This window comes from Faecalibacterium langellae (genome assembly GCF_002549775.1).
GTDB classification, from domain to species: Bacteria; Bacillota; Clostridia; order Oscillospirales; family Ruminococcaceae; genus Faecalibacterium; species Faecalibacterium langellae.
Genome location: NZ_NMTR01000021.1, coordinates 921305 through 933570, shown reverse-complemented (window position 1 = coordinate 933570; position 12266 = coordinate 921305). Strand labels below are relative to the sequence as shown.

General features: G+C 60.8%; 5 protein-coding genes. All 5 read left to right on the top strand.

The features are described 5' to 3' along the window. The first annotated feature begins 81 nt into the window (after nt 1–81). Complete coding sequence (locus tag CGS49_RS12925) at nt 82–1080, top strand: deoxyguanosinetriphosphate triphosphohydrolase (protein ID WP_097802198.1); 999 nt, start codon at nt 82–84, stop codon at nt 1078–1080. Between the two features lie 26 nt (nt 1081–1106). Then, nucleotides 1107–2882, top strand: a complete 1776-nt coding sequence (dnaG, locus tag CGS49_RS12920) for a DNA primase (RefSeq protein ID WP_097802197.1) — start codon at nt 1107–1109, stop codon at nt 2880–2882. A gap of 49 nt (nt 2883–2931) precedes the next feature. Beyond that, complete coding sequence (rpoD, locus tag CGS49_RS12915) at nt 2932–4011, top strand: RNA polymerase sigma factor RpoD (RefSeq protein ID WP_097802196.1); 1080 nt, start codon at nt 2932–2934, stop codon at nt 4009–4011. 566 nt (nt 4012–4577) lie between these two features. Next, nucleotides 4578–8420: a DNA-directed RNA polymerase subunit beta gene (gene rpoB, locus CGS49_RS12910; RefSeq protein WP_097802195.1), complete on the top strand. Its 3843-nt coding sequence runs from the start codon at nt 4578–4580 to the stop codon at nt 8418–8420. A 132-nt stretch (nt 8421–8552) separates the two neighbouring features. After that, on the top strand, nt 8553–12125 hold the full coding sequence (gene rpoC / locus CGS49_RS12905) for a DNA-directed RNA polymerase subunit beta' (RefSeq protein ID WP_097802194.1): 3573 nt from the start codon (nt 8553–8555) through the stop codon (nt 12123–12125). The last annotated feature ends 141 nt before the right edge of the window (nt 12126–12266 follow it).

The window sequence follows — 12266 nt, the reverse complement described above, 5'->3', positions numbered from 1 at the left end:
CGCGGGCGCAGCAATTGGGATCGGCTGTGCCGAAATTGCGCGGAAGGGAAGGGGGGAATGCGGACGAAGGGAGGAACCTGCATGAATGTACGACAGCGGACCGAGGAGATCGAACACCTGACCTTTGCGGACTGGGCGACCTTCAGCGACGCCAGCCGGGGCCGTGCGGTGCCGGAGGAACAGGACCCTATCCGGCCTGTGTTCCAGCGGGACCGCGACCGGGTGCTGCACTGCAAGGCATTCCGCAGGCTCAAGCAGAAGACGCAGGTGTTCCTCTCGCCGGAAGGCGACCTTTACCGCACCCGGCTCACCCACACGCTGGAAGTTTCGCAGATCGCCCGTACCATTGCCCGGGCGCTGCGGCTGAACGAAGACCTGACCGAGGCCATCAGCCTGGCCCACGATCTGGGCCACACGCCCTTCGGCCACGCGGGCGAGCGGGCCCTGAACGAGCTGTGCCCGGGCGGCTTCAAGCACTACATGCAAAGCCTGCGGGTGGTGGACAAGCTGGAAAAGGAAGGCGAGGGCCTCAACCTGACCTGGGAGGTGCGCAACGGCATCGTGACCCACACCAAGGGCACCTGGGCGGCTACCCCGGAAGGGCGCATCGTGCGCATGGCAGACCAGATCGCCTACGTCAACCACGACATCGAGGACGCGGTGCGTGCCGGTGTGCTGGACCCGGCGATCCTGCCAAAGGACTGCACGGCCGTGCTGGGCCAGACGAAATCTGCCCGCATCACCACCATGATCAACAGCATCCTGAAAAACAGCGACAGGGATGTGAAGGTGGGCGCGGAGGAGAACGAAGCCTTCCTGGCCCTGCGGGATTTCATGTACGCTACCGTGTATGTGGACAAGACCGCAAAGCGGGAGGAGCAGAAGGTGGATAAGGTGATCGGGGAGCTGTACGATTACTACCTGAACCACATCGACCGGATGTCCAACTTCTACGTTCAGCTGGCGTACCAAGAGGGCCGGGAGCGCGCCGTCACCGATTATATCAGCGGCATGAGCGACGAATTTGCCATCCGCACCTTTGAACAGCTTTTTGTGCCGCAGAAGTGGCATGTCCTGTAAAATAGGAAAGGTCGTTTGAAAGATCCATGATCCCACACGAATACATTGAAGAACTGACCCGCCGCACCGACATCGTGGAGCTGGTGGGCAGCTATGTGCAGCTCAAGCGTAAGGGGCGGCTGTACGGCGGGCTGTGCCCGTTCCACAGCGAGAAAACGCCCTCGTTCTACGTCTACCCGGACACCCAGAGCTTTTACTGCTTTGGCTGCGGCGCAGGCGGCGATGCCATCGGCTTTGTGCGCAAGATCAACAGCATCGACTACACGGAAGCCGTCAAGATGCTGGCGGCCCGGGCCGGAATGCCGGAACCCCAGGACGACGACAAGACCGGCCGGATGCGCAGCCGCATCCTCTCCATGAACAAGGAAGCGGCCCGCTTCTTCCACGCCTGCCTGAACTCCACCGTGGAGGAAGCCCGGCAGGCCCGGGCCTACTGGCGGCGCCGCGGGCTGGACGACAAGACCATCGTCCGGTTCGGGCTGGGCTATGCGCCCGACGACGGCCAGGCGCTGTACCAGTACCTGCGCGACAAGGGCTACAACCGGCAGGAGCTGGACGCCAGCGGCCTGTTCAAGCGCAGCCAGTCCGGCCGCGTCTACTGCCTGTTCTGGCGGCGGGTGATGACCCCCATCTTTGACCTGCGCGGCAACATCATCGCGTTTGGCGGCCGCGTGATGGACGACTCCAAGCCGAAGTACGTCAACAGCCCGGAAACGCTGGTGTACCACAAATCCGGGACGGTGTTTGCGCTGCAGATCGCAAAGCGCAGCGCGTCCCGGCGGTTCGTGCTGTGCGAGGGCTACATGGATGTCATCAGCATGCACCAGGCGGGCATCGACACGGCGGTGTGCGCCTGCGGCACGGCCCTGACGCCGGATCAGGTGCGGCTCATCAGCGAGTATGCGGACGAAGTCATCCTGAGCTACGACTCGGATGAAGCGGGCCAGAAGGCCACCCTGCGCTCGCTGGAGATGTTCCGCAACAGCCCGGTGAAGGTGGGCGTGTTGCAGATCCCCGGCGCGAAGGACCCGGACGAGTACATCAAAAAGTATGGAGCTGAGCGCTTCAAGGCTTTGCTGGACGGCGTGGGCAACGCGCTGGATTTCCGGCTCAAACGCCTGCGGGACAAATATGATCTGGCGCAGGATGCCCAGCGGCTGGAATATGTGAAGGACGCCGTGGACATGCTGGCCGAGCGTTCCAGCCCCACCGAGCAGGAGGTGTATGCGGGCCGTCTGGCCGAGGAGACCAACATCTCGAAAACGGCGATCATGACCCAGCTGGCCGCCGCCGTGAAAAAGGCGGGCAGCAAGCGCCGGTGGGAGAAAAACAACGCGGTGCTGCGCTCCGGCGAGATGGACCAGATCAAACTGCCCTACAGTGTGGGCGGGGGCAAGGCGCTGGGCATTGCCAGCGCGCAGCAGCGGCTGCTGGCGGCCATTTTGCGGGAGCCGCACTATCTGGACCTGGTCAAGGACCAGCTGCCTGCGGAACGGTTCATCCAGCCGCAGCAGAAAGAACTTTACGAGGCCATGCTTCGCTGCAGGCAGGAGGGCATCGAGATCAGCCTGACCACCCTGCACGCCTTTGTCAGCGAGGAAGCCTTGAATGAATTGAGCCACCTTGCGGCACAATACAGCGACGTGAACTGCACGCCGGATGATATCCGGCTGTATCTGGACCGCATTGCCCGGGGGATGCCCCTGGCCCAGAAGGCGGCGGAAATGTCCGACGAACAGCTGAACGATTTTATCCAGTCGATGCGCGAAAAAAAGCAGGGAAATCTGCCGCAAGAAGAATGATCCCGGCTTTCCCCTCCGGCTGGAGCAGGAGAGGAAAGGAGCAGGGATCATGCAGAAATTGTCGCAGACAGAAGAACTGGCCCGGGAGCTGGCGGCGCACGCCCGGCGGCACACCGTGACGCCGGAGCAGCTCAGCCGTGCCATGGACGAACGGGACTTTGACGTGGCGCAGCTGGACGAACTGTACACCGCGCTGGAGGCCCGGGGCGTGCATCTGGCGGAAGCCGACGACGAGCTGCTGCCGCTGGACGAGGGGCAGATCGGCAAGCTGGAGCACGAGCTTTCGGCCGAGGGCGTGGCGCTGGACGACCCGGTGAAGACCTATTTGAAGGAGATCGGCCGGGTGCCGCTGCTGACGGCGGAGCAGGAAGCCGACCTTGCCCGAGCCGCGCAGGCCGGGGACGAACAGGCCCGCCGCGCCCTGAGCGAGGCGAACCTGCGGCTGGTGGTGTCGGTGGCAAAGCGCTATGTGGGCCGGGGACTGCCGTTCCTGGACCTCATCCAGGAGGGGAACCTCGGCCTGATGAAGGCAGCGGAGAAGTTTGAGCCGGAGCGCGGCTTCAAGTTCTCCACCTATGCCACCTGGTGGATCCGGCAGGCCATCACCCGGGCCATCGCGGATCAGGGCAGGACCATCCGCATCCCGGTGCATCTGGTGGAGAGCATCAACCGGGTGAAAAAGGCGGCGGGTGAGCTGCTGCGCAAAAACGGCAGGGAGCCCACCGCAGAGGAAATCGCCGTGCAGCTGGAGATGGAGCCGGACCGCATCCGGGAGCTGCTGCAGCTGGCGCAGGACCCCATCAGTCTGGAAACACCGGTGGGCGAGGAAGAAGACGCCCATCTGGAGGACTTCATCCAGGATGAGGAAGCAGGCGTCCCGGTGGACGAAGCCGGGCGGCAGCTGCTGCGCCGGGAACTGCTGAACGTGCTCAAGAGCCTGACGCCCCGGGAGGAGCGGGTCATCACCCTGCGGTTCGGGCTGGAAGACGGCCGCGCCCGCACGCTGGAAGAACTGGGGAAGGAGTTCAACGTGACGCGGGAGCGGGTGCGGCAGATCGAAGCAAAGGCCCTGCGCAAGCTGCGGCACCCCAGCCGGGCAAAGCGCCTGCGGGATTATCTGGATGAGTGAACGATTTTAATTGCCGCCGTGTGCGCTCTGGCAATCAATAGCGGAAAATTTATTTTTTATATTTGCAGCTCAGAAAAGCCTGCGGGCTTTTCTGAGCTGCTTTTTCACGAGAAGGGGCTGTAGGGGACAACGGCATATCCGGCCTGCGGGCTGTGGATGCCGGCAGAAAAGTCATACTCCAAAACACAAGAGCAAAGATAGACAAATTGCACAAGGCGATTATGAACAGGAACGTGCAAAATAAAAAAATCAAGCCCTAAAACAGCAATATACTACACGCTTCCGGGCGTGCGAAAATGAACGGAAAAATAAATTTATTTTGGTGAAAATCTGAAAAATGGCTTGACAGCAAGACTTTTAGGGTGTATACTGCATTAGTATCACATAATGGACTAGTGCGCCAAAAAGGGGAGTACGCAGGCGGCAGCTGGAAGGGTCAAACCGGAAAGTTTGTGAAAAACGCCGAAACGCTCCCTTCGACGCGGGTCGAATTATGTGTGTCTGCTCAAATTTGACCCGTGTATACGACATCCCGTAGAGTATAAAAGTAAGGAGTGGTTGATTTTATGATGAAAGTCAAGCCCGTCAAGCTCGGCAAAACCGAGCGCATGAGCTTCTCCCACATCGACGAAGTCATCAGTATGCCGAACCTGATCGAGGTTCAGAAGAACTCGTATCAGTGGTTCCTGGACGAAGGCCTGAAAGAGGTCTTCCACGACATCGGCACCATTGAGGACTACACCGGCAATCTGGCACTGAGCTTTGTGGACTTCCGCCTGGACAAGGAGCCGAAGTACAGCATCAAGGAGTGCAAAGAGCGCGACGTGACCTATGCGGCTCCCCTGCGCGTCACCGCCCGTCTGCTGAACAAGGAGACCGGTGAGGTGAAGGATCAGGAGATCTTCATGGGCGATTTCCCGCTGATGACCGATGCCGGCACCTTTGTGATCAACGGTGCAGAGCGCGCCATCGTCAGCCAGCTGGTCCGTTCTCCCGGCGTTTTCTACGGCGATGCCAAGGATAAGGTGGGTAACGACCTGTACAGCGCCACCATGAACCCCAACCGCGGTGCATGGCTGGAGTACGAGACCGATGCTTCCAACGTGTTCTATGTCCGCATTGATAAGAACCGCAAGCTGCCCGTCACCGTGTTGTGCCGTGCACTGGGCCTTTCCACCAACGAGGACATCCTGAACTTCTTCGGCGACGACGAGCGCATCCTCGCCACCCTGGAGAAGGATACCACCAAGAACCAGGACGAAGGCCTGCTGGAAGTTTACCGCAAGCTGCGCCCGGGCGAGCCTCCCACGGTGGAGTCCGCTACCAGCCAGATCAACATGCTGTTCTTCGACCCGCACCGTTACGACCTGTCTCGTTTCGGCCGCTACAAGATGAACAAGAAGCTGTCTCTGGCCCGCCGCATCACCGGCCATGTGGCCGCTGAGAATGTGGTGGCTCCGCTGACCGGCGAGCTGCTGATCGAGGCCGGTGCCAAGATCACCCGCGAGATGGCCGAGAAGGCGGACAACGCCGGTGTGAATCTGGTCGTGCTGAAGATCGAGGATTCTCTGAAGGAGGAGGCCAAGAAGGTCAAGGTCATCACCAATGGCTGTGTGGATGCACAGGGCTTCTTCTCCTTCGACGTGAAGGAGTGTGGCATCAACGAGCGCTGCTCCTTCGACGAGATCAAGAAGATCCTGGACACCACCTCGGACGTGGAAGAACAGAAGGAAATGCTGCGCCGCAACCACGACCAGCTGATCGGCCGCACCGTCACCGTCGCCGACATCCTGTCTTCCATCAACTACCTGAACGGCCTGGGCCACGGCATCGGCACCACCGATGATATCGACCACCTGGGCAACCGCCGCATCCGCAGCGTCGGTGAGCTGCTGCAGAACCAGTTCCGCATCGGCTTCTCCCGCATGGAGCGCGTCATCCGTGAGCGCATGACCCTGCAGAGCCAGGACCAGAGCGTCATCACTCCGCAGGCCCTGATCAACATCCGCCCTGTGGTGGCTGCCATCAAGGAGTTCTTCGGTTCTTCTCCGCTGTCCCAGTTCATGGACCAGAACAACCCCCTGGCGGAGTTGACCCACAAGCGCCGTCTGTCTGCTCTGGGCCCCGGCGGTCTGAGCCGTGACCGCGCAGGTTTCGAGGTCCGCGACGTTCACTACAGCCACTACGGCCGTATGTGCCCCATCGAGACTCCTGAAGGCCCCAACATCGGTCTGATCTCCTATCTGGCATCTTACGCCAAGATCAACGAGTACGGCTTCGTGGAAGCTCCGTACCGCAAGGTGAAGAAGACCTACGACGAGAACGGCCGTCTGATCGACCAGGTCGTTACCGACGAGGTCGAATATATGACCGCAGATGTCGAGGATGAATACGTCGTCGCACAGGCCAACGAGCCGCTGGACGAAGGCAAGCACTTCATCCGTCCCCGCGTTTCTGCCCGCCGCCGCGACGAGATCCTGGAAATCGACGCAGAGAAAGTCGATTACATGGACGTTTCTCCGCGAATGATGGTCTCTGTCGCTACCGCCTGCATCCCCTTCCTGGAGAACGATGACTGTAACCGTGCTCTGATGGGTTCCAACATGCAGCGCCAGGCAGTGCCTCTGATGGTCACCCAGCAGCCCATCGTGGCTACCGGTATGGAGTACAAGGCAGCTACCGACTCCGGCACCGCTGTTCTGGCCAAGAACGACGGTATCGTTGAGAAGATGGATGCCGACCATGTTGTTGTCCGCAACAACAAGGGTGAGCTGGAGGATTATCCTCTGGTCAAGTTTGCCCGCTCCAACGCAGGCACCTGCATCAACCAGCGCCCCATCGTCGAAGTGGGCGAGACCGTCAAGGCCGGTCAGGTGCTGGCCGACGGCCCTGCAATGCGCAACGGCGAGATCTCTCTGGGCAAGAACGCTCTGATCGGCTTCATGACCTGGGAAGGCTACAACTACGAGGACGCCGTCCTGCTGAACGAGAAGATCGTCCGCGAGGATGTGTACACCTCCATTCATATTGAAGAATACGAGACCGAGTCCCGCGACACCAAGCTGGGACCCGAGGAGATCACCCGCGACATCCCCAACGTTTCGGAGGATGCGCTGAAGGATCTGGACGAGCGCGGCATCATCCGCATCGGTGCCGAGGTCAAGAGCGGTGATATCCTGGTCGGCAAGGTCACCCCGAAGGGCGAAACCGAGCTGACCGCCGAGGAGCGCCTGCTGCGCGCCATCTTCGGCGAGAAGGCACGCGAAGTGCGTGATACCTCTCTGCGTGTGCCCCATGGCGCATACGGCATCATCGTGGACGTCAAGGTGTTCACCCCGGAGAACAGCGACGAGCTGCAGCCCGGCGTGCGCGAGGTCGTCCGCTGCTATATCGCCCAGAAGCGCAAGATCAGCGTCGGTGATAAGATGGCAGGCCGTCACGGCAACAAGGGTGTCGTTTCCCGCATTCTGCCGCAGGAGGACATGCCCTACCTGCCCGACGGCACCCCGCTGGATATCGTGCTGAACCCCCTGGGCGTTCCTTCCCGTATGAACATCGGTCAGGTGCTGGAAGTCAACCTGGGCTACGCTGCCAAGGCATGCGGCATCAAGGTCATGACCCCCGTCTTCGACTCCGCCCGTGAGAACGATATCGGCGATACCTTCGATACCGCCCGCGAGATGTGGCACGGCGAGAATGCGCCTGCCTATCCCACCAAGCTGCCCAAGATCATGGGCGAGAAGGGCCACATCATCGACTTCTCCAAGATCGAGCTGGACCGCGACGGCAAGACCACCGTTTACGACGGCCGTACCGGTGAGAAGTTCGACAACCGCGTTACCGTCGGTTATATGTACTACCTGAAGCTGCATCACCTGGTCGATGATAAGATCCATGCACGTTCCACCGGCCCCTACTCTCTGGTCACCCAGCAGCCTCTGGGCGGCAAGGCCCAGTTCGGCGGCCAGCGCTTCGGCGAAATGGAAGTCTGGGCACTGGAAGCTTACGGTGCTGCTTACACCCTGCAGGAGATCCTGACCGTCAAGTCCGATGACGTCGAGGGCCGTGTCAAGACCTACGAGGCCATCGTCAAGGGCGAGCCCATCCCGCAGCCCGGCATCCCCGAGTCCTTCCGCGTCATGCTGAAGGAGCTGCAGTCCCTGGGTCTGGACGTCGTGGTCCAGGACAAGGACGGCAACGAGATCGACATGCGCCAGAACTTCGACGACGAGGAGACCGGCTTCGACATGCGCGATGTGGCCGGCACTGAGACCGTCGTGCAGGAGAGCGAGCTGCTCAACGATTACAACATTAAGGACGCCGATGCCGGTTTCGATGATCCTTCCGTGCTGGAGGACGATAACTCCGGTGCCGAGGCTCCGGCTTCTTCCGACGAAGTGGATTTCTGATCCAGATGAATAAACACAGGTCTTTCTGCCCCTGTCCCGCGTGCTGCGGCAGGGGAGAGGACGCTGTGATCTGAGAAAAGAAAAGCCGCCTGTATCATCGAGACAACTAGAGATTAAGAAAGGGTTCGTTTCATGGAAAACAACGTTTTCGATTCCATCAAGATCGGCCTTGCCTCCCCGGAGCAGATCCGTGAATGGAGCTACGGCGAGGTCAAAAAGCCCGAGACCATCAACTACCGCACCCTGAAGCCGGAGCGCGACGGCCTGTACTGCGAGCGCATTTTTGGACCCACCAAGGACTGGGAGTGCCACTGCGGCAAGTACAAGCGCATCCGCTACAAGGGCAAGATCTGTGACCGCTGCGGCGTCGAGGTCACCAAGGCCAAGGTCCGCCGTGAGCGCATGGGCCACATCGAGCTGGCCGCTCCCGTCAGCCACATCTGGTACTTCAAGGGCATCCCCAGCCGCATCGGCCTGATGCTGGACATCAGCCCCCGCCTGCTGGAGAAGGTGCTGTACTTTGCAAGCTATATCGTTACCGATCCCGGCCGCACCCGTCTGGAAAAGAAGCAGCTGCTGACCGAGAGCGAGTACCGCGAGATGCGTGAGCACTACGGCGACGAGTTCGAAGCCGCCATGGGCGCCGAGGCCATCCAGGACCTGCTGAAGGAGATCGACCTGGATCAGCTGAGCGCTGAGCTGACCGCCGAGGTGGAGAAGTCCTCCGGCCAGAAGCGCGTGCGCATCCTGAAGCGTCTGGAAGTGGTCGAGGCATTCCGCATTTCCGGCAACCGCCCCGAGTGGATGGTCATGGACGTGCTGCCCGTGCTGCCGCCTGACCTGCGCCCCATGGTCCAGCTGGACGGCGGCCGTTTCGCCACCTCCGACCTGAACGACCTGTACCGCCGCGTCATCAACCGCAACAACCGTCTGCGCCGTCTGCTGGAGCTGGGTGCTCCGGACATCATCGTGCGCAACGAGAAGCGTATGCTGCAGGAGGCTGTGGACAGCCTGATCGACAACGGCCGCCGTGGCCGCCCGGTCACCGGCCCCAACAACCGTGCCCTCAAGAGCCTGTCCGACATGCTGAAGGGCAAGCAGGGCCGCTTCCGTCAGAACCTGCTGGGCAAGCGTGTTGATTACTCCGGCCGTTCCGTTATCGTCGTCGGCCCTGAGCTGAAGATGGACCAGTGCGGTCTGCCCAAGGAGATGGCACTGGAACTGTTCAAGCCCTTTGTCATGAAGGATCTGGTGGAGAAGGGCATCGCCAACAACATCAAGTCCGCCCGCAAGATGGTCGAGCGCGCAAAGCCCGAAGTCTGGGACAGCCTGGAGACCGTCATCAAGGGTCACCCCGTTCTGCTGAACCGTGCACCTACCCTGCACCGTCTGGGCATTCAGGCCTTCAACCCGGTGCTGGTGGAAGGCCGTGCCATCAAGCTGCACCCGCTGGCATGTACCGCATTCAACGCCGACTTCGACGGCGACCAGATGGCAGTCCATCTGCCCCTGGGCGAGGATGCCTGCCGTGAGGCCAAGATGCTGATGCTGGCTTCCGGCAACCTGCTGAAGCCTTCTGACGGCGCACCCGTCACCGTGCCCACCCAGGATATGATCCTGGGCAGCTACTACCTGACCACCGTTCGTGAGAACGACGAGGGCGCAGGCAAGATCTTCCGCGATGAGAACGAAGCCCTGATGGCTTACGCTGAGCACATCGTCACCCTGCACGCACCCATCAAGGTGCGCCGCACCATGACCATTGACGGCGTGGAGCGCACCGGTCTGGTGGATGCCACCGTCGGCCGCATCATCTTCAATAACCCCGTTCCCCAGAATCTGGGTTATATCGACCGTACCGATCCCGAGCACTGGCTGGAGTACGAGGTCAGCTTCCGCGTGACCAAGAAGACCCTGCCCGACATCATCTCCCGCTGCATGACCCGCAACGGCACCCGCAAGTGCGCAAAGATGCTGGACGCCATCAAGGCACAGGGCTACAAGTACTCCACCCTGTCCGCGATCTCCGTCGCTGTGTGCGACGCCGTGATCCCGCCGCAGAAGCAGGAGCTGATCGCTGAGGCGGACCAGCAGATCGCCAAGGTCGGCAAGCTGTTCAACCGTGGTCTGATCTCCGACAACGAGCGTTACAACCAGACCATCGCCATCTGGCAGGCAACCACCGATAAGGTCTCCAAGGCTCTGGCAGACAACCTGCCCAAGGACAACGAGATCTATATGATGGCGGACTCCGGTGCCCGTGGTTCTATGAACCAGATCAAGCAGCTGGCCGGTATGCGCGGCCTGCTGGCAAACACCGCCGGTCACACCATCGAGATGCCCATTCGTGCGAACTACCGCGAAGGTCTGAATATTCTGGAATATTTCGTCTCTGCCCGTGGTGCTCGTAAGGGTCTGGCCGATACCGCTCTGCGTACCGCTGACTCCGGTTACCTGACCCGCCGCATGGTCGATGTCTCTCAGAGCGTCATCGTGCGCGAGATCGACTGCGGCACCACCGACGGCCTGTGGGTCTCTGAGATCCACGAGGGCAAGGAGAAGATCGAGAGCTTCCGTGAGCGTCTGATCGGCCGCTTCGCTGTGGGCGATGTGGTCAACCCCGTCACCGGCAAGGTCATCGTGCCCGAAGGCAAGATGATCGACCTGTACGATGCCAACGAGATCGAGGCCGCAGGCATCACCCGCCTGAAGATCCGCAGCCTGCTGACCTGCCGTGCAAAGACCGGCGTCTGCGCACGCTGCTACGGTTCCGATATGGCCAACGGTGAGCCGGTCCGTCTGGGCGAGTCTGTCGGCGTTATCGCTGCAGAGTCCATCGGCGAGCCCGGTACTCAGCTGACCATGCGTACCTTCCATACCGGCGGTATCGCATCGGCTGAAGATATCACCCAGGGTCTTCCCCGTGTTGAGGAGCTGTTCGAGAGCCGCCGTCCCAAGAGCATGGCCATCATGAGCGAGATCTCCGGTGTCGTTTCTCAGGACGATACCAAGAAGAACGTCGTCATCAAGGTGACCGGCAAGGACGACAACGGTGCCGAGGTCGTCAAGAGCTACTCCATCCCGTTCACCCAGCATTCCCGCGTGATGCCGGGCGACCGTGTGGAGAAGGGCGACATCATCACCCGCGAAGGTGTTCTGTATCCGCAGGATATCCTGGCCATCAAGGGCCTGGAAGACGTGCAGAACTACCTCATCAACGAGGTCCAGAAGGTCTACCGTCTGCAGGGCGTTGAGATCAACGATAAGCATATCGAAGTCATCGTCCGTCAGATGTGCAACAAGGTCCGCGTGACCGACTCCGGTTCTTCCGACCTGATCGGCGGCGCTCTGGCAAGCCGTCTGGAAGTGGAGAACATCAACGCCGATCTGCAGAAGCGCATCGACGCCGGTGAGGAAGGCCTGAAGCTGGTCGAGTATCAGCAGGTGCTGCTGGGCATCACCAAGGCTGCTCTGGCCAACGACTCCTTCCTGTCCGCTGCATCCTTCCAGGAGACCACCCGCGTGCTGACCGAAGCCGCCATCAAGGGCAAGGTCGATCCGCTGGCCGGCCTGAAGGAGAACGTCATCATCGGTAAGCTGATCCCCGCCGGTACCGGTCTGCCGGAAGTCCGTGAGGATCTGAAGAACCGTGAGGCTGAGCGCGACGCTGAGATCGCTGCCGAACTGGCAGCTGCCGCACAGTAAGCGCAGGACTCCCTTTCTGAAATAAAACTATGAGCCGCTCTGTGGGCATCCGCCTGCAGGGTGGCTTTTTGCGTGTGCGCAAGAGCCTTCCCCCAAGGGGAAAGCCATATAAAACGCCGCAAAAAATTTCTGCGAATAAAA

Bases quoted from the DNA above. Each gene is read 5' to 3' on its own strand.
- CGS49_RS12925 (WP_097802198.1), top strand. From the start codon at position 82: ATGAATGTACGACAGCGGACCGAGGAGATCGAACACCTGACCTTTGCG.
- dnaG (WP_097802197.1), top strand. From the start codon at position 1,107: ATGATCCCACACGAATACATTGAAGAACTGACCCGCCGCACCGACATC.
- rpoD (WP_097802196.1), top strand. From the start codon at position 2,932: ATGCAGAAATTGTCGCAGACAGAAGAACTGGCCCGGGAGCTGGCGGCG.
- rpoB (WP_097802195.1), top strand. From the start codon at position 4,578: ATGATGAAAGTCAAGCCCGTCAAGCTCGGCAAAACCGAGCGCATGAGC.
- rpoC (WP_097802194.1), top strand. From the start codon at position 8,553: ATGGAAAACAACGTTTTCGATTCCATCAAGATCGGCCTTGCCTCCCCG.